Origin of the sequence: Hellea balneolensis DSM 19091 (assembly GCF_000428525.1) — a bacterium.
GTDB classification, from domain to species: Bacteria; Pseudomonadota; Alphaproteobacteria; order Caulobacterales; family Maricaulaceae; genus Hellea; species Hellea balneolensis.
Map to the genome: position 1 here is coordinate 183,975 of NZ_KE386760.1, position 19,323 is coordinate 203,297.

Consider the following 19,323-nt stretch of genomic DNA (forward strand, 5'->3'; position numbering starts at 1 on the left):
CTCAGGCCCAACAGCATAAAATATTTATCATAGTCTAACAGCCTGAAGACATCATCTTCTTCTACGCTGTGTATCGCGGCTTCATGTTCCCAAACGTAAGCGCGCAGGTTGGACCACAGCTTTGCTTGTCTGCTAGTGTGGTCAGCAAGCCTTGGGGTGGCTTCACCTATCCTTATATATGCCGTCCTTGCGAATTCTGTTGGGGCTATTGTTGCGCTGGAAATTTCTAAGAATACTATTCTGATTTTTCTTGCGACAGTAACTTCTCTAAATTCAAATAATACCGAAGGATTTAATCTCTGTGAAAGCCATAATTGAAGCGGCTGTCCGTCCGCTTTCTCGTGTAAGGGTTAAACTTTGTGCCTAGTAAATCGAGACTTTCGTTTTCTACTCCCCAGATTAAGAAAGCTGTATTTTTTCCATTAAGGGCCGCTGCGTTTGAAAGAGCCGAAATGTATTTACCGATCATGTGGGGATCAGATTGATTGACTTTAAATTCGAACCATTCTTGTTCTGAACCAATTGATCTTAAATCATTCAGGATGTCCAGATATCGGTCTTGATCATTCATAATTAGTTGATAGGTCAGGAATAGACACCCATCAAATCATTTTGGAATAAAATGTAGAAGCTACCACAAACAAGTTAAAACGGATCTGATAGTTTTTCGTCTGTATAGACATTTGCCCCTGTCAGCGTTTCTAGGAAGGCGACCATTTGAGCCTTTTGCGTGTCTGTCAGGTTCAGGTCCTGTAAATTCCCATTAAAGTTCAAAAAATTATCAATCGTGTTTTGAAATTGGGTGCTGGAGGGATTGGATGTTGTGGCAATGATTTCGTCATAGTGATTAATTACGTCCAGCAAGGTCTCCAGTGACCCATCATGCATGAAGGGGCCATTGGGAGAGCCATCCGGTTTTGAGAGGTCTCGCAAGCTTGGCGCTTTTGTATTGGTGAGATCAAATTCAGTGACAGAATTTGCAACGCCAACTATGCCGTTATGGCGGCTATTAGGCCTGATATCAAATTCGGGAGCACGGTGACAGGTGTGGCATCCGGCTCCGCCTATGCCTGGTTCATCCATAAAGAGCCTTTTGCCGGCATTTTCATCTGCTGTAAAATTCGGAAAATTCTGACGGTTATTTGCGACTTGAGCGCGGCCAACATCATATTTAGCGTCAAAAGATTGGATGCTTTTAACGAACTGCCCCAAGGCCAGTTGAAGCCGATCTTCTGTGATATTGGCATCACCAAAGGCATAGGTGAAAAGCTCTTGATAATAATCTAGCCCTTCGAGTTTTAGAATAAGGTCGTTTAAATCCTCACCTCCATTCATCCCGCTAAAGCCATGCTCATTTTCATCTTGGATAGGCTGCGTAGTTTGCGCTTCAAGGCTTGGCGCGCGTTCATCCCAGAAGAAATTTTGTTCATCGGCAAAGGCCGTATTGATAAGGCGCATAGAATGGCGCCCCGTCATGCCGCCTTCAACGCCGCCGCTCACAAGGCGCGGATCACTAAAGCCATGATCTTGTCTGTGGCAACTCGAACATGAGATAGTGTCATCAATTGAGAGGGCGGGATCGTAAAATAGAACGCGGCCCAATGTAGCGCCTTCATCTGTAATAGGGTTCCCGTTTAAGACGGGAGGCGCAATGTAAGCTGGCACAGCTTGGTTCGCGTAATTTGCCAGATTGTTCATGTCGATTTGACCAGAAAACTTTGCTTGTATGGCAGATTGTCCCGTTGTTGCGGTTGAAACCGTGATGTTGAAGACGTCAATGGCTTCGAGTCCGTTGCCGTCATTCACTCTGACGGTGGTTTCAATTGTCCCCGCCATTGACGGGGTTCCACTGATGACCCCTGCGCTATCCGTTAAACCTTGAGGTCCCGGATCATACTCAACACTATAAGTCAGCGTGTCGCCATCAGCGTCCGAAAAAGTTGTGCCTGATTGCGTCGCGTCATAGTTAAATGCAATGCCAACAATGGCTGTTTGATCTTCATTTGGCGTAATTACAGACGGGCCGCGATTGGTCGGGGGCGTTGTGCTTGTCGGTGGAGTCGTCTGCAGCGGAGAGTCTGAGCTTCCACCGCAAGCGACAAGTAAGGGAACTGTAAGGCAGGTGATGAGTAAATTTTTCATAACCTCTTAAACGCTTTAATGGTTTATATTGGCTTAAAGTAGCTGCTTAAGCTGATGCCATAATTTCAAGCTCGCTTGCCAGAATTGCTCCGGAGATTTAAGGTAAAAACGAATATCACCTCTTTCCCCTTAAGCCATTCCCGTCTAAACCCCGCCTCATGTCTAAGAAGAACAAACCCTTTCGTCCGAAGGCGCGGCGTCCGCGCGGATTTGAAGATAAACCGGCTGAGCTGTTGCGGGCGGAACGCCGCCTGATTGAGGCCGCTTTTTCTGTGTATGACCTACACGGCTTTGAACCTCTGCAAACACCTGCCTTTGAATATGCGGATGCGCTAGGCAAGTTTTTGCCTGATGAAGATCGTCCCAATGTGGGAGTTTTTGCCTTGCAGGATGATGATGAGCAGTGGCTCTCTTTGCGCTATGATCTGACGGCGCCGCTCGCCCGTTTTGTGGCCGAGAATTATGATGCGCTTGCCAAGCCTTATCGCCGTTATCAAGCAGGTTCTGTTTACCGTAATGAAAAGCCCGGTCCGGGCCGTTTCAGAGAATTTGTGCAATGTGACGCGGATAGTGTTGGCGCGGCTGGCCCCGCGGCGGATGCGGAAATGATAATGCTCGCTGCTGACGTCATGCGAGCGGCAGGTTTGAAAGACGGACAATATGCTATTCGTGTGAATAACCGTAAATTATTGGACGGTATTCTGGAGTCCTCAGGCGTGCCCAATACAGATGAGGGGGCTGTTCAACGGCTGCAGGTTTTACGGGCCATTGATAAATTAGACCGCCTTGGCGCCGAGGGGGTGGAAGCTTTGCTCGGTGAGGGCCGCGAAGATGAAAGCGGGGACTATACCAAGGGCGCAGGTCTTAATGCGGCAGGTATTAAAGCCGTCCTCGGGTTCACAACGGCTTCGGACACGGATCGCGGCCAAACAATTGCGGCGCTTGAAACCCTCGTCGGCACATCCGAGCGCGGTATGGATGGCGTGAAAGAGCTCTCAATGATTGATAGTATTTTGACGTCAACAGGATTTGGGCCGGATCGGGTCAGTTTTGACACCTCTATCGTGCGCGGTCTTGGCTATTATACAGGCCCAGTTTTTGAGGCCGAGTTATTAGCCGATATTCGTGATAAAAAAGGCCGTCCAGTGCGCATTGGCTCTATTGGCGGGGGCGGGCGTTATGATGATTTGGTTTCGCGTTTTCGCGGCCAAGCGGTTCCCGCCACAGGCTTCAGCTTTGGCGTGTCACGTTTCTTGACGGCGCTTGAACGTATGGACGCGCTTGAACAATCTGTGAAACCGCCAGTCATAATCTGTGCTTTTGACCGCTCGCTAATGGGGCAATATTTTAAAATGGCTGAAGAGCTTCGCGCAGACGGTATTCGCGCTGAAGTCTTTGTCGGCTCAGGGAATGTAACTAAGCAGATGAAATATGCAGATCGCCGAAATGCTCAAGTGGCTGTATTGATGGGTGAGGATGAATTGGCCAAAGGTGAAGTCACGCTTAAAGATCTCTATTTGGGCGCTGAGATGGCCAAAGCCATTGCTTCAAATGAGGAATGGAAAGAGTCGCGTCCCGCACAAGAAACAGTCTCGCGGGACCATTTTGTGGCGGCTGTGAAAGCGATGCTAACGTGAATTTGCGACTCTTTGTCTAAGCCGTAATTTTACCTTTTAATTTGGAACAAATACCCTATCTCCCCGTTGCAAAATTGTGCAATCCAAGGAGATTTTATTTATGCGTAATACAGTTCCAAATGTCACTTTCAAAACGCGAGTGCGCGACGAAAACGTTGAAGGCCCGAACAAATTTGACTGGAAAGATCTGACAACGGACGAGATATTTAAAGGTAAAAAGGTTGTGTTTTTTGCGTTGCCTGGCGCTTTCACGCCCACCTGTTCCACAACACATCTGCCGCGTTATGAAGCGCTATATGCAGATTTTAAAGCAGAAGGCATCGATGAGGTCATCTGCCTGTCTGTAAATGATGCCTTTGTCATGTATCAGTGGGGCCTTCACCAGGGGCGCGAAAATGTCTTCCTGCTCCCAGATGGGTCAGGCGAGTTTTCTCGCAAAATGGGTATGCTTGTGGACAAAGATAATCTTGGGTTTGGATATCGGAGTTGGCGCTACTCTATGCTCGTAAATGACGGGAATATTGAGAAGATGTTCATTGAGCCAGATTTTGGAGATAATTGCCCAACAGACCCATTTGAAGTTTCAGATGCAGACACAATGCTCGCTTATATTCGCGGATCCGTGAAAGCGGCTAATGCGGCGTAAGCGAATAAATTTAAATTATTAATCGCTTAAGACGCTCGGTTTTGCCGGGCGTTTTTTGTTTCGATAAGGATAAATATTTTTTGCAAAGAAAAAGGGTTGGCATTGTTTCATACCAACCCTTTTTACAAGTAACAGGTTTTGTCTGGGCTGGGGGTAAGACCAACCTGTTTCAATATAGAGAAATTTGTTGAGGGTCAGCCAAATTTCTCGAGACTTTTGTTTAACGCTATTGAATCTAACAGGAGCCATACTGTTTTGTTACAAAAAAGTAAGTCATTGAGAAAAGGCCGAAAAAGGGCGGCAAGCCCAATGGCCGCCGCCAGTTCGAAGGGGAATCCAATGAATTGGATGATTGTCTTATACATGGCGCAACATGACTGTAGTATGAAGCTTTGCTAACAATTTTGTTATGATTGGGGAGCGTAGCGTTACATAGTCGTTATGTTCAGACCGCAGATAAAGAAAACCCTGCCCGCAGGGACAGGGTAAGTTTAAAAGAGAGACAACTCATCAAAAGAGAGAGTGATAAGTTGATACCCGTATAGGAATTCGCCCCTGAATGTTTGCTGAACGGTTTTACTTGACGCTATGGCCCCGATTGGGCGACATAGAATTCATGGCCCAACTTGATCTTAGACTTATCCCTGTCACCCCATTTCAACAGAATTGTAGTTTACTGTGGGATACAAACTCCATGGAGGGCGTGCTTGTCGACCCCGGCGGGGAGGCTGATAAGTTGATGGAGGCCGCGAAAGAGCTTGGCGTTACGTTAAAAGAAATATGGCTGACACATGGGCATCTGGATCATGCCGGTGGGGCCGAAGATATTCGTGCCAAGCTCGGTGTTCCTGTGATTGGACCTCATAAAGACGATCAATTTTGGATGGATACGATTGAACAGGCATGGTCGCAATATGGTCATGCCGGGATGGGCAAGAATGTTGTTCCGGACAGATATCTCGAAGATGGTGAGACCCTTGAGCTTGGCGGCGTAAAATTTGGTGTTGTTCACACCCCAGGCCATACACCGGGTCATGTAGTGATATATAATCAGGATATAAAAATTGCATTTGTTGGAGATGTCTTATTTAGAGGCTCTGTCGGACGAACAGATTTCCCGAAAAGCAATCCGCAAGACCTAATAGACTCTATTCGCACAAAGCTTTGGCCCTTGGGCGGAGATATGCGTTTCGTGCCGGGTCACGGCCCGATGAGCACTTTTGGGGCAGAGCGTGCAGATAACCCTTTTGTCGGGGATCGCGTGATTGGAACTGTGGGCGGAAATAGCTCTGGCGTCATGTAAGGTGAATTTCACCTTTTCAAGCCTTAGCAAATCATATTAAAAGCCCTCCATATCGGAGGAATTCATGGCTGAACTATTAACGCTCGAAGCGCTATTTACACTCTTTATGCTAATCTTGCTGCAGGCCGTATTGGGCTTTGACAATCTGCTCTATATTGCGATTGAGAGTAATAAGGTCGGCGATGAAAATGACGCCAGAAAAGTTCGTAAATGGGGCATTGGTATTGCTGTCTTATTACGGATTGTATTGCTTTTCCTCATTGTCAATTTGTTTAGCCTTCTTGCGGAGCCTCTTTTTGGGATTCATCTTGAGAAAATATTAGAAGGCGAATTTACCGCGCAAGCCCTGATCACGCTCGTTGGCGGCGGCTTTATTATTTATACCGCTATCAAAGAGATCCATCACCTTTTGCAAGTTGATCATATTGAACATTCTGAAGGCGGCGGTACGCGAACAGTCATGGGTGCGATTGCATTAATTGTGGCGATGAACCTTGTTTTTTCGGTTGATTCAATCCTATCCGCCATGGCAATTGCCAGTGTGGACGCTGCAAATATCGTTGATGATGCAGGCGCAATTTTGGGACAATTCACTGGCACAATTGTTGATTGTAAAGCCGCGCTGATTGCTGACCCTATTGCGGGGGCAGTTGGGTGCGAGCCGACTAAGACCTATCAAGTGCCGCTTATGGTCATTGCTATTTTACTCTCAGGCCTTGCCATGATCTTGCTAGCGGACCGGGTCACAGAATTTTTGAAAAAGAACCGCATGTATCAGGTGCTCGGTCTCTTCATCTTATTCCTTGTGGGTGTGTTGCTTGTCACCGAAGGTGCGCATCTTGCGCATCTGAAGATATTTGGCTTTGCGATTGCGGCTATGAGTAAGTCGAGCTTCTACCTCGTTGTGTTCGTGTTGATTGTTACGGACGTCCTATCCAACCGCTATCAGAAACGTCTCTGGGCTCAGAAAGAGGCGGAGATTCGCGGCAATAGCGAGGTAGCGGGCCGCGAAGCTGTGGACGCGTTTAAAGCGGGTGACAGGCCGTCACATTAGGTTTGAAATGAGGCAGATTACACTTACACGTAATAAAGGTTGGTTCGGTAGAGCTCGCACATTGAAGCTCTATGTTGATGGCAAAGAGGTGGGCGCGATTAAAGCTGGCAAAACAGTCTCATTGAATATTCCAGATGGCGCACAGGAGCTTTATGGAAAAATGGATTGGGGAAAGACTAATAAATATTCATTAACCTTTTTAGAAGATGGGGATGCATTATTTGCTAATGGGCGATTTACATTCAATCCGCTTAGAAATTTTGCCCTCATTGAGGTTCCTATTCAAATTCAAAACGAAGCGAAATAATTTAGTCCCGCAGCAACTCATTTACGCCCGTTTTGCTGCGTGTTTTGGCATCCACAGTTTTGACGATAACGGCGCAAGCCAAGCTGTGAGTGCCGTCCTTACTCGGTAAGGTTCCCGGAACAACCACAGAAAAGGCGGGGACTTCACCGTAGCTAATTTCGCCTGTGGCGCGGTTAAGAATTTTTGTCGATTGGCTGATAAAGACGCCCATAGCCAGAACCGCGCCTTCGCGGATAATAACGCCTTCGACAACTTCGGAACGTGCGCCAATAAAGCAGTTATCTTCAATAATGGTCGGGTTCGCTTGTAGGGGTTCTAACACACCGCCAATGCCGACACCGCCCGAGAGATGAACATCCTTACCGATCTGTGCGCAGGATCCAACTGTAGCCCATGTGTCGACCATTGTGCCTTCGCCGACATTCGCGCCAATATTGACATAGCTGGGCATGAGCACCGCATTTGGTGCTATATATGAACCGCGGCGGACTGTGGCGGGCGGTACAACACGGAAGGCTGCTTTTTGGAAATCAGCTTCGGTCCAACCTTCAAACTTGCTGGGCACTTTATCATAAAAATGACCATCTTGTGGGCCGCCTGTCATGACGGCATTAGGATGAATTCGAAAGCCCAGAAGCACGGCTTTTTTGAGCCATTGATGCACGACCCAATCGCCATTTCCTGCTTTGGAGGCCACGCGCATTTCGCCTGAGTCCAGCGCCATGATCGCTGCTTCAATAGCGTCCCGTGTTTCGCCTTTGATTTCAGGCGAAAGGGAGGCGCGGTCCTCCCAAGCGGCATTGATAAGGGTTTCGAGTTGGCGTGTCATTGAGCTGTCCTTTTATAAGTCGTCGGCAACATAGAGCCGGCATGTCTGGCGTCAATTAAGAATTTTGGCGTTTTAATTTTTCAAGCGTGACATGAAGCGATTCCAAAAATTTTGAACGGTCTTTATGTGTGAAAGGCGGCGGCCCGCCCATATTAGGCATATCCGCTCCAGCGCGAAGGTCTGCCATAATGGCCCGCGTCGCAATTGCGCCGCCTATAGAATCCTTGGTGAAGGCTTTGCCATTTGGCGCTAGGACTGCGGCGTCTTGCTTTAAACACCTTTCAGCCAACAATATATCAGAGGTTACAACAACCGAGCGCGCATTGGCCCGCTCCGCAATATAATCATCAGCGGTGTCAAATCCGTCTGAGACGGCTATAAATGTAATGAGCGGCTCGCGCGGTACGCGCAGGAAAGAATTGCTAACGACAATAACGGGTACTTCATGCCGCCTTGCGACTTTGTAACATTCCTCGCGCACGGGACAGGCATCAGCGTCAATATAAAGGGTAAGCGTCATAATATGTGCATAAGGCAAGTCTGTTGGGCTGTTAAGCCGTTAAGAGTTAACACATTCTTTAGGCCCCGCTGTGATAGACTCCTCACAAGAGCGTGACAGCCTTAACTGTGAAAGAGAATTGACATTTCAGGTTCGAAAACCGCACACTTACATCTGTAATTTCCGGAGACCTATTGTGGCTTTGAAAAGATTATTGACGACAACAGCGCTTGTGCTTTCTACGGCCTTGTTAGTCTCTTGTGGAGGCGGCGGCAGCAGCAATAGTACGGGCGGCGGAGGCTCCGCTGTCGTGCCACCACCACCACCGCCACCTCCTCCTCCAACCGTTTTCGGAGATATTATACCGCCTGTTGTCAGCTTCAGTCCTTCGACATTGACTGTTGCGTCGGGCGATACAGGAAGCGCGTCGCCTTCTGCTACTGACAATATAGGTGTCACATCTGGGCCAACGGTCACATGTACGAAAGGTGGAAGTTTTTCAAACGGGACCTTCACAGCTCCTCAATCACGATGCTTTGATGTTACGAGCGTGTGCACGGCAACGGCGCGTGATGCAGCCGGGAATACTGGGTCTGCGACTTTAACCGTAACAACCCCTAAGCGCTCTTTACCTGTCGGTGACCGCAAAATTTCGGGCCGTTTAACATTTGATCTTGTCCCGCTCAATACATCCACAAATGGTTTGAATTATTCGGCGATTTCGCAAGAACCAGCGCGGGGCATAACCATTGAGGCGCTTGATGCATCAAACGCGTTATTGTCTTGCGGTGTTACGGATGCAAATGGGAATTATGAAGTTTCTGTAAATTCAAACACGGATGTTCGTATTCGGGCGAGAGCCGAAATGATGCAGACCACAGGGCCTAAATGGGATGTCAGCGTTATTGATAATACAAGCAGCAATGCGCTCTATGCGCTTAATGGAAGCCTTGCCTCTTCTGGAACAGTTGATTCTACCCGTAACCTTAATGCGGCCTCGGGTTGGGGAGGTAGCAGCTATACGGGGACACGTGCTGCAGCCCCATTTGCTATCTTAAATCCGATTTATGATGCGCTTCAACAAATCTCGGTGATTGATCCGGATGTGGTCTTCCCGCCTAATGAATTTGGCTGGAGCGTTAATAATCGCCCTGCCAATGGTAATGTTGCTAATGGCGAAATTTCGACGTCTTCCTATGTTGGCAATGGGCGCGTGAATATTCTAGGCGCGGCCGATAATGATACGGATGAGTATGATGATCATGTCGTCATCCATGAGTGGGGGCACTATTTCGAAGACCAACTCTCGCGTTCAGATTCTCTTGGCGGACCTCACTCAGGGAGTGACCGCTTAGACCCTCGCGTTGCCTTAGGCGAAGGCTTTGGGAATGCTCTTTCGGGTATGATTACGGACGACCCGTTCTACCGGGACAGTAGCGGCAGCCAACAAGCGAATGGGTTTTCTATTGATGTTGAGAGTAATTCAGCCTCTCCTGAGGGGTGGTTCAACGAATTTTCTGTGCAATCTATTCTCTATGACCTTTATGATAGCGCCGATGAGGGGGCTGACACGATTACATTGGGGCTGGGCCCGATTTATAATGTCCTGACGGATCCTGATTATACAGGCCAATCTTTGTTTACGACGATTTTCAGTTTTTTAGATGAGGTTCGGAGTGCAGAACCCGGAAACGTAACGGCCATAAATGCATTAGCGGCGGCGCAAAGCATAGACGGCACAGGTAAAGATGGTGCAGGCGAGAGCAATAACGGTTCGACGGCGAATTCATTGCCCGTTTACAAAACCGCCTCAGTAAACGGGGCGGCTGTGCAAGTCTGCTCAGCGGGCACAAACTCCCCTGCAACTAATCCAGTGCTATTTAATAAGCTTCGTAATCGTAATTATGTAAGATTTACCATTACAAATGCTGGAACGCATACGGTGAGCATGACACGAACTTCGGGGTCAACCTCCCGCGATCCTGACTTCATTATCTATAGAGATGGCGTGCCAGTGTTGCGGGCTGAAAGTGCTCCTGGCGAAAGAGAGGCTGTGACGGTTTCCCTGACCGCGGGTGACTATGTTGTTGATGCTTATGATTTCTTCAATTTGGGCCAAGGCGGCTCAGGCACTCCGGGTAATGCGTGCTACGATTTCACAATCACTCAGTAGGAGATAATGATGTATAAATTGATATTAATCGCGCCTGCGATAATGGCTTTGACTATAGCGTCAGCCTGTGCTGCGAAGCCAAATGTTCCACATAAAAATGTTCAAAAATCAGCTATGGCGTCTCAAAATTACATTAAGCCCGGGGCGGGGATTGGCTACGCGCACAATTTGAAATCACAATATAATGTAGGTGAAACCACGACTTTTAAGCTTTATTTGGGCGAATCCTACGATAGCGGCGTAATGCGCGTGACTGTAACGGCAACAGGCGTTCAGCTTTTGGCGGCAGACCCGAAAGACTTTGATATGAGTATAGGCGGGGATCACGAGATGACAGTATCCTTCACTGCGAATTTCAATGGGCGTCATTATATAAATGTTCAAGCGCTGGCCGACATAGGTGATGGAAATTCTATGAGCCGTGTGTTCTCAATACCCGTTCAAGTCGGGCCGGTCACTACACAGAAACCCAACCCTGACATGAAGACGATGGCTGACGGCGAAAATATTATCGAAATGACCGCCGAAGAAGAGATTAAGTAAACCTCACATCGTGTCATGACATTAAAGACAATGGCCATGACACGTTTTCATTTGCTTTCATGATTTTTTGCGTCCTACCGTATAACTAATACGGAAGGGATTCCCATGAAGAAAACTGAGAAAATAGAAGTGCGTCTGTCGCATGAAGAGAAAACAGCGCTCACGAATTTGGCGGAACAAGAAGGCCGAAGCGTGAGTGATCTCGTGCGCGGCCTTATTGAGCGCTACATGTCCATCAATACAACGCGCTTACCGCGTAAGATGCCGTGGCTCTTACTGATGGCGATAGGTATAGCGGGGTTTTTTGTAGGCCACATTGCGACCTATTTGATAGCCAAATCCCACCATCATACACCCATTTATGATATGCGGGTTGAGCTTGGCGGTGACGGCATAAGCTTTCCGCTCTTGGCTAAACCCGGACAGGGTTCAGTATTTACGATTCCGGCAAAAAGCGGAGATATCCTCATCAAGCCCAATATCGAGAGCGTCCCTGAAAACCTGACGAGCGTGACGGTGTCCCTTTGCCGTCAATCAGGAACAAGCTGCGAGTTTATTGCTGCGCCTAAGCTTCAATTTAATCCAAATCGGCAAAGCGCTATCTCCTTCAAAGAAGATAGCGGACAGGAGGTTTATATCTATCTGCATAAAACGCGGCAGCCCGGCAAATAAATTACTCTGCGGCAGCCTGGGTTAAAGGTATTTTCAATCGGCTCAACATTTCCTTTGGTATGACTTGCCAGAACTTACCCCGTTCTAGGTCCCATTCTGTCAGTAATTTCTTGGAAAATTCGGACCCAGTCAGCGCCACATGTCGGCGAATGAGGTCTAGACACTCTTCCTCATAATGCTCCGCATCAAAGCGCTGCCAGACGACGCTGTCAGGGTTCACAGCCTTTTCAAAGGTGTTATCCTCATCATAAATATAGGCCATGCCTCCCGTCATACCTGCACCGAAATTATCACCGACTTTGCCAAGGATAACGGCAGTGCCGCCTGTCATATATTCGCAGCCATTCGTGCCGCAGCCTTCAATCACTGTAATAGCGCCTGAGTTTCGGACGGCAAAACGCTCACCAGCGCGGCCCGAGACCATAAGTGTGCCGCTCGTCGCGCCGTATAGGCAGGTATTGCCGATAATGGCACTCTCGTGATGCTCAATAGGTGTACTGCCCTGCGGGGCGACAATGATCTCGGCGCCTGAGAGGCCCTTTCCGACATAATCATTGGCGTCTCCATCGACGATAAGGCGAAGGCCTTTCATGCCAAATGCGCCAAGGGACTGTCCGGCTGAGCCGCGAAGGCGGACGGTTAATTGCCCGTCGGGCAAGCCTTCTGCGCCAAAGCTTTGGTAGATATGTGAACTTGTGCGCGTCCCGACAGCGCGGTGCGTATTTTCAACGGCATAGGTTAGATAAGTTTTCTCCCGCCGTTCAAAGAGCTGACGCGAATCTGCGATAATATTTGTGTCCAGTGTTTCTGGCACCTCGATACGCTCTCTGCGCGTATCTTTGATTCTGGAATTATCAACACGGGCGAGAATGGGGTTGAGGTCTAAATCGTCAAGGTTTTCCGACCCGCGAGAAACCTGGGCCAATAAATCCGTGCGGCCAATAATTTCATCAAGTGTTTCAACACCGAGTTCTGCCAGTATTTCGCGCACGTCTTCGGCGATAAAGGTCATTAGGTTAATAACTTTCTCAGGCGTGCCTGTGAATTTTTCGCGAAGACGCGGGTCTTGAACGCAGACGCCAACGGGGCAAGTATTAGAATGGCACTGACGCACCATGATGCAGCCCATAGCCACAAGGCTAAGCGTGCCAATGCCATATTCCTCTGCGCCTAAGAGAGCTGCGATTACAATATCGCGGCCTGTTTTCAGCCCGCCATCTGTCCGCAATGTCACGGAATTACGCAGATTATTCAGCTTTAACACCTGATGCGCTTCTGACAGGCCAAGCTCCCAAGGAATACCCGCATATTTAAGGGATGTATTGGGCGAGGCTCCTGTACCACCATTATGTCCTGCAATAAGGATGGTGTCGGCTTTCGCTTTCGCAACACCTGCCGCAATGGTTCCAACCCCGGAAGAGGCCACAAGCTTTACCGCCACACGGGCCGTGGGATTGATTTGCTTGAGGTCGTAAATCAGCTGCGCCAAATCTTCGATAGAATAAATATCGTGATGCGGCGGCGGCGAGATAAGCGTCACGCCAGGCGTCGCATTTCTGAACTTGGCAATCATTTCCGTGACTTTAAATCCAGGCAGCTGCCCACCTTCGCCCGGTTTAGCGCCTTGCGCGACTTTAATCTCAATTTCGCGGCATTGATTTAAATATTCCGCCGTTACGCCAAAACGTCCTGACGCTATTTGTTTCACGGCAGAGTTTGGATTATCACCATTGGGCAAGGGGACATATCGCGCGCGATCTTCTCCGCCTTCGCCAGACACGGATTTTGCACCAATACGGTTCATGGCAATGTTGAGCGTGCCATGGGCTTCGGGCGACAGAGCGCCGAGCGACATGCCGGGCGTACAGAAACGGCGGCGAATTTCATTGACACTTTGCACGCGGCGTAGAGGCAGGGGTTTCCCGGCCGCTCTTATATCGAGCAGGTCTCTGATTTGAATGGGCTTTTCATTATTCACAACATGAGCATATTTTTTGTAAAGCTCATAATCTTCAGACCCGACGGCTTCTTGTAGCATGTGGATCATTTCAGCTTTGTAAGCATGGCGTTCGCCCTTGGCGCGAACCCGGTAAAGCCCGCCAACAGGAAGGCGGACAACTGAGGGCTCATAAGCCCGCTCATGAGCTTCGAGTGCTTTGGCCTCAAGACCCGCAAGTCCGATGCCGGATATACGGGATGTCATGCCCGGAAAATTTTCTCCAACCAAAGCCCGCGATAGGCCCAACGCTTCAAAATTATTACCACCTCGATAGGACGAAATAACCGAAATACCCATCTTGGAAATAATTTTCAGCAGGCCGCCTTCAATAGCTTTCTTATATTGAGCTGTGGCTTCATCAACGCTCATATCCAGAAGGCCGCGATTCACGCGATCAGCAAGACTATCTTGCGCCATATAAGCATTAACCGCAGTCGCCCCGGCGCCAATCAATACAGCAAAATAATGGGTGTCCAAGCATTCCGCTGAACGGACGATAATAGAACAGGAGGAGCGCAGACCATGGGAGACAAGATGTGTTTGCACGGCACCCGTACAGAGGATAATGGGCGCGGCCACATTATCATCATCTGTATATTCATCCGTGAGAATGATATTCTCAACGCCGCGCTTTACGGCTTCCTCGGCTTCGGCTTTAACGCGCTGCAGTACAGCTTTAAGCGCCGCGCCTTTATCGGAGGACACATCAGAGACAGCGAATGTGCAATCAATGATGTGGGCTTTCTTAGGCCCAGCCAATTTCTTAAATTTCGTGAGCATACCTGTCGTCATGACAGGGCTTTCGAGAACCAGCATTTCAGTGGTTTGGGAGCTGTCTTCCGCCAGGATGTTCCGCAGATTCTTAAAGCGGGTTTTTAACCCCATAACGCGTGTTTCGCGTAACGGGTCAATAGGCGGGTTCGTGACTTGGCTAAAGTTTTGGCGGAAGTAATGTGATAAAGGTCTGTAAATATCAGAGAGTACGGCAAGGGGCGTATCATCACCCATGGATCCGACAGTTTCTTTGCCCATCTCGGCCATAGGCCCAAGGATAAGTTCTAAATCTTCGAGGGTCTGGCCACAGGACACTTGCCGCCTTGCAAGGCTTTCGCCTGTTAGGGCGGGGGCCGGTTCTTTGCCTTCTAGTTTTTCGTCCAGACTAACAACCTTTTTAAGCCATTTTTTATAAGGCCGCTTTTCAGAAAGTTCATTCAGGATCTCAGTGGAGTCGTAAAACTTGCCGTCCTCCAAATCGACAGCGATCATACGGCCGGGTTTTAACGCACCTTTTTGAACAATCGTTTTCTCTTCCATAGGGCACATGCCGGCTTCGGAGCCAACGGCTAAAACTCCGTCATTTGATATAGAGTAGCGCAAAGGACGAAGGCCGTTTCGGTCCAAACCTGCCATGACCCAGCGCCCGTCATAGGCGGCCAAGGCCGCAGGGCCGTCCCATGGCTCCATCACGCCATTACAATATTCATAGAGGGCGCGCCAACTTTCGGGCATAAGGTCACCCCGTTTAGAGTAAGCTTCGGGGATTAGCAATGTCTTCGCCATAGGCGCAGTTCGTCCGGCGCGTACCAATAATTCAAATACAGAGTCGAGCGCAGCAGAGTCAGAGCTGCCCTTTTGAATTACGGGTTTCACGTCATCCGCGCGCTCACCAAAGGCGGCGCTAGCCATTTTAATCTCATGACTTTTCATGTGATTGGCATTGGCCTTGAGCGTATTGATCTCGCCGTTATGGGCCAACATACGAAAAGGCTGTGCAAGCCACCATTGCGGGAAGGTATTGGTGGAATAGCGCTGATGATAAATTGCGGCGCGGGAAATGAATCGCTCATCCTTCAAGTCAGGAAAGAAATTATCAATATCCTCGGCCAGGAACATGCCTTTATAAATAATTGTCTGAACGGAAAGAGAGCAGGCATAGAAGCTTGGGATCGCGGCTTCAATGGCGCGTTTTTCAATGCGGCGGCGAATGATGTAAAGCTCACGCTCTAACGTATTGCCTTTGCGGCCTTGCGGATCGCGGAACATGACTTGCTCAATGGCGGGGCGGGTCGCTTTGGCTTTCTCTCCAATAACGGAGATATCAATCGGGACTTGCCTCCAACCATAAATATAAAAGCCCTCTTTTAGCAGCTCTGTTTCGACAATGGTTCGGGCGGCTTCTTGGCTATTGAAATCAGTACGCGGCAGAAAGAACATGCCGACCGCGATTTTCGCGGCGGTGGGTTTATGGCCTGTGTCCTCGACTTGGGCCCGGAAAAACCCTTGGGGGATATCAAGCCGGATACCCGCCCCGTCGCCCGTCTTGCCGTCAGCATCAACTGCGCCGCGATGCCAAACATTTTTCAGCGCTTGCAAAGACATTTCAACAACGTCCCTGCGCGGTGTCCCGTCAATAGAGGCCACAAGACCGACACCGCAATTGGCGTGCTCGTCCTCAGGATTATAGGCATGAGCCGCGATTAATTTTTCACGGTCTGTTTCGTATTTTTTAAGCCAATCAGACATACTTAATTCCTATTCTGCGCCGTAAAGTGCAAAGACCTCAGCGCCAGTAAGTTTTTCGCGCTCGCCTTCGAGATTATAAAAGCCGGGTTTTTCTTCGATGAAAAACTCTTTGGTAATTTTGACGTCATCCGAGATACCTTGGACCGCGCCTACGCAGACGGACATTTTTGATAGGTCTTCAACGAGGCGGTAAAAAAGGCTGCTGCCGCAGGTGCTGCAAAAACCACGTTCGGCCCATTCTGAACTACGATACCATTTCAGGCCTTTTCTGTTTTCAAATTCCACCATGGTGAAGTCGAGGCTCATATTAACACTACCGCTCCATGTACGGCACTGGCCGCAATGACAAGAATCCAGATGAGCAGGTTCCTCAACCTTAAACGCGACCTCGCCACAGAGACATTTTCCGTTGAGTTTTGTCATAATTTATTCCGCCGCGATCTTGGCATCCGCCGCCATTTGAGCTTTCAGATATTTATGCATGTGGGCGGCAGCGTCGCGGCCTTCGCGGATCGCCCAGACCACGAGGCTCGCCCCGCGCACGATGTCACCTGCGGCGTAAACGCCAGGTAAGTTTGTTTCAAAGGTGAGCGGATTGACCCGTAATGTGCCCCAGCGCGTCACCGTAATATCATCGGTCAGGTTTTTCATATTTTCAGGGCTGAAACCAAGGGCTTTGATGACAAGGTCGGCTTTGACATCAAAGTCCGCGCCTTCAATGGGTTCAACACTTTCGCGGCCTGAGGCCTCTTTTTTACCCAAGCGCATTTTATCGGCGCGGACAGCTGAGACTGTGCCGCCATCATCATGAATAGATTTCGGTGCGGCGAGCCACTCAAACGTCACGCCCTCCTCCTGCGCATTGGCTGTTTCACGGCGAGAGCCAGGCATGTTGGCGTGGTCGCGGCGGTAAAGGCAGGTTACAGATTTCGCGCCTTGACGAACCGCCGTGCGAACGCAATCCATCGCTGTGTCGCCTCCGCCTATCACAACAACATTTTTACCTTCAGCTGTTTCAACGGGAATTTTATCGCCGAGGCCGCGCTTATTGGAATTGATAAGGTAGGGCAGGGCAGGGGTCACGCCATTCGCGCCTGCGCCCGGACAATCCAAATCGCGCGCTTTGTAAACGCCTGTCGCAATAAGAACGGCTTGATGCTTTTCGCGTAGTTTATCAAAGGTAATGTCGGCGCCAACATCACAGTTTAGCACAAATTTAATCCCGCCCTCTTCGAGCCGTTTTGTGCGGCGCTGAACAATTTCTTTATCAAGCTTAAAGTTAGGGATGCCGTAAATCAGCAAGCCGCCCGCGCGGTCATGGCGATCATATACGGTGACTTGCCAGCCCAATTCGCGAAGTTGTTCTGCGGCGGCGAGACCTGCAGGGCCAGCGCCGATAATGCCGACGGAAAGCGGACGCTCCTGGCGGGGTTTAAGTGGTGGAACCCAACCTTCTTTCCACGCGGTGTCGGTGAGGTAACGCTCGACGGAACCAATAGTAACTGTGCCGTGGCCGGATTGCTCGATAACACATGAGCCCTCGCAAAGACGATCTTGAGGACAGATACGGCCGCAAATTTCAGGCATATTATTGGTCGCAGAAGAGACGTGATAAGCTTCTTCAATGCGGCCTTCTGCAGTGAGTTTAAGCCAATCAGGGATATTATTATCAAGCGGGCAGTGGTTTTGGCAAAAGGGAACACCGCATTGCGAGCATCGAGAGGCCTGTTCTTCGGCCTTTGCATCAATATAATCACCGTAAATCTCAAGAAAGTCGTCCTTGCGGAGGCTCGAGTCCCGCTTTTCGGGCATATCCCGTTCGGTCTCGACGAATTGCAGCATCTGTCCTGTTGATGTCTTGGCCATGGTTCTTCCAGTGAAGCTTGAATGAAGTGCGCCTTATACGGCTCTCTCCATACCAAAGTGAGTCCTAAAATACAAGATGCGACAATTTGTCAAAAAAGGATAAAATATATAAAATCTTTTATGCTTTAATCAGCGCTAATACATTGTTATTTATAGACATTATTATAACTTTAAAAACAATATTGAGCTATCATGCTATTTTTAGGTTAGATAAATTAGTGCAATCCAATAGAGTTATGGTGTTTTTCGAGGCTAAATTCATAGAAGGTGGCCTGACGTAAAGGTACGTTAACCCTGTCTGCTTAGACCTGTAACATGTCATGGCTTGAGCTTATTATTTTGTCCCTTATTCAAGGGCTTACTGAATTTCTTCCAATTTCCAGTTCTGCGCATCTGGTTTTGGCGCCGCAGCTTTTAGGATGGGAGACTGATCAGGGCCCATTAATCGATGTGATGGCGCATTTTGGCTCGCTTTTTGCCGTGATGGCTTACTTCCACAAGGATGTTGGCGGGATTATAAGCGGGTTTTTTGACCTTTTAAGGCGTAAGCTGAACACAAATTCGGCTCTGGCTTTAAACCTTATCATCGCTTCGCCGCCCGCTTTGGCGCTTGGATTTTTCTTTAGCGCCTTTGGCTATGATGTTTTGCTGCGCTCGCCGCTGATTATTGCCTTTACCACCATTGTTTTCGGTATCCTGCTTTGGATCTCTGACATTAGGGGCCGTGAAGAGAAAACAACAGAAGAGCTGACGTGGAAAGGAGCGGCGCTCATGGGTCTTGCCCAAGCTCTGGCGCTTATCCCGGGTACGTCGCGATCCGGTATTACGATGACGGCGGCGAGATTTATGCATATGACGCGAGAGGAAAGCGCCCGTTTTTCCATGTTGATGAGCCTACCGATTATTGGCGCAGGCGGTTTATATGCGCTGCTCAAATTGATTACAGAACCCGGCGGCACGACGGGTCTGTCTGAGGGTCTTATTGTGGCGGTCCTGTCTTTTGCGGCGGCTTATGCCTGTATCGCGCTTTTCATGAAGTGGGTGTCCAAGATCGGGTTCTTCCCTTTCATGGTGTATCGCCTTCTCTTGGGGGCCGGCTTACTTCTATGGATATTTACGGGCGCTTGAGC

16 protein-coding genes are annotated in these 19,323 nt (G+C 49.1%); 9 read left to right on the forward strand and 7 right to left on the reverse strand.

Translation table 11 applies throughout. The features are described from left to right. Positions 1-292: 292 nt before the first annotated feature. Both F569_RS19240 and F569_RS18545 read right to left on the reverse strand, forming a co-directional pair. Positions 293-571, reverse strand: a complete 279-nt coding sequence (locus F569_RS19240; protein ID WP_051279970.1) for an AlbA family DNA-binding domain-containing protein — start codon at positions 569-571, stop codon at positions 293-295. 74 nt (positions 572-645) lie between these two features. Further along, positions 646-2,142 carry a cytochrome c peroxidase gene (locus tag F569_RS18545; protein WP_051279971.1) on the reverse strand — a complete coding sequence of 499 codons (1,497 nt, stop codon included), beginning with the start codon at positions 2,140-2,142 and terminating at the stop codon, positions 646-648. Between the two features lie 158 nt (positions 2,143-2,300). On the opposite strand from F569_RS18545, the gene hisS reads away from it, so the two are divergent. From hisS to F569_RS0115495, 5 genes are all read left to right on the forward strand, one after another. Next, positions 2,301-3,779: a histidine--tRNA ligase gene (gene hisS, locus F569_RS0115465; RefSeq protein ID WP_026942940.1), complete on the forward strand. Its 1,479-nt coding sequence runs from the start codon at positions 2,301-2,303 to the stop codon at positions 3,777-3,779. A gap of 100 nt (positions 3,780-3,879) precedes the next feature. Beyond that, positions 3,880-4,425, forward strand: coding sequence for a peroxiredoxin (locus tag F569_RS0115470; RefSeq protein WP_026942941.1), 546 nt, complete (start codon positions 3,880-3,882; stop codon positions 4,423-4,425). A 616-nt stretch (positions 4,426-5,041) separates the two neighbouring features. Continuing rightward, positions 5,042-5,728 carry an MBL fold metallo-hydrolase gene (locus F569_RS18550; RefSeq protein ID WP_034389307.1) on the forward strand — a complete coding sequence of 229 codons (687 nt, stop codon included), beginning with the start codon at positions 5,042-5,044 and terminating at the stop codon, positions 5,726-5,728. Between the two features lie 64 nt (positions 5,729-5,792). Continuing rightward, positions 5,793-6,782: a TerC family protein gene (locus F569_RS0115490; RefSeq protein ID WP_034389205.1), complete on the forward strand. Its 990-nt coding sequence runs from the start codon at positions 5,793-5,795 to the stop codon at positions 6,780-6,782. A 61-nt stretch (positions 6,783-6,843) separates the two neighbouring features. Beyond that, positions 6,844-7,089, forward strand: a complete 246-nt coding sequence (locus tag F569_RS0115495; RefSeq protein WP_154813773.1) for a hypothetical protein — start codon at positions 6,844-6,846, stop codon at positions 7,087-7,089. Position 7,090: 1 nt separating this feature from the next. Here F569_RS0115495 and dapD read toward each other — a convergent pair whose 3' ends face one another. Together dapD and F569_RS0115505 are read right to left on the reverse strand one after the other, a co-directional pair. Further along, entirely contained in the window at positions 7,091-7,918 is an 828-nt protein-coding gene (dapD, locus tag F569_RS0115500; protein WP_026942944.1) for a 2,3,4,5-tetrahydropyridine-2,6-dicarboxylate N-succinyltransferase, read from the reverse strand. A 55-nt stretch (positions 7,919-7,973) separates the two neighbouring features. After that, complete coding sequence (locus tag F569_RS0115505; protein ID WP_026942945.1) at positions 7,974-8,438, reverse strand: YaiI/YqxD family protein; 465 nt, start codon at positions 8,436-8,438, stop codon at positions 7,974-7,976. A gap of 175 nt (positions 8,439-8,613) precedes the next feature. On the opposite strand from F569_RS0115505, the gene F569_RS18555 reads away from it, so the two are divergent. The 3 genes from F569_RS18555 (at position 8,614) to F569_RS0115520 (ending at position 11,805) form a co-directional block, all read left to right on the forward strand. Further along, a complete protein-coding gene (locus F569_RS18555; RefSeq protein WP_154813774.1) occupies positions 8,614-10,590 on the forward strand; it encodes a DUF5011/hyalin repeat domain-containing protein in 1,977 nt (658 codons plus the stop codon). A 6-nt stretch (positions 10,591-10,596) separates the two neighbouring features. Beyond that, the gene (locus F569_RS0115515) at positions 10,597-11,133 is read left to right on the forward strand and encodes a hypothetical protein (RefSeq protein ID WP_026942946.1); all 537 of its coding nucleotides are present in this window, start codon (positions 10,597-10,599) and stop codon (positions 11,131-11,133) included. Between the two features lie 105 nt (positions 11,134-11,238). Then, a complete protein-coding gene (locus tag F569_RS0115520; protein WP_026942947.1) occupies positions 11,239-11,805 on the forward strand; it encodes a ribbon-helix-helix domain-containing protein in 567 nt (188 codons plus the stop codon). 1 nt (position 11,806) lies between these two features. Here the strand turns inward: F569_RS0115520 and gltB are convergent, their stop codons facing one another. The 3 genes from gltB to F569_RS0115535 are packed head-to-tail and all read right to left on the reverse strand — an operon-like array spanning position 11,807 to position 18,193. Continuing rightward, positions 11,807-16,327 (reverse strand): glutamate synthase large subunit, encoded by a 4,521-nt coding sequence (gene gltB / locus F569_RS0115525; RefSeq protein WP_026942948.1) that lies wholly within the window; start codon positions 16,325-16,327, stop codon positions 11,807-11,809. Between the two features lie 9 nt (positions 16,328-16,336). Beyond that, positions 16,337-16,750: a GFA family protein gene (locus F569_RS0115530; RefSeq protein ID WP_026942949.1), complete on the reverse strand. Its 414-nt coding sequence runs from the start codon at positions 16,748-16,750 to the stop codon at positions 16,337-16,339. A 3-nt stretch (positions 16,751-16,753) separates the two neighbouring features. Next, positions 16,754-18,193: an NAD(P)-dependent oxidoreductase gene (locus F569_RS0115535; protein WP_026942950.1), complete on the reverse strand. Its 1,440-nt coding sequence runs from the start codon at positions 18,191-18,193 to the stop codon at positions 16,754-16,756. Between the two features lie 315 nt (positions 18,194-18,508). Here F569_RS0115535 and F569_RS0115540 point away from each other — a divergent pair, with 315 nt between their 5' ends. Next, positions 18,509-19,321: an undecaprenyl-diphosphate phosphatase gene (locus tag F569_RS0115540; RefSeq protein WP_026942951.1), complete on the forward strand. Its 813-nt coding sequence runs from the start codon at positions 18,509-18,511 to the stop codon at positions 19,319-19,321. Positions 19,322-19,323 lie beyond the last annotated feature (2 nt).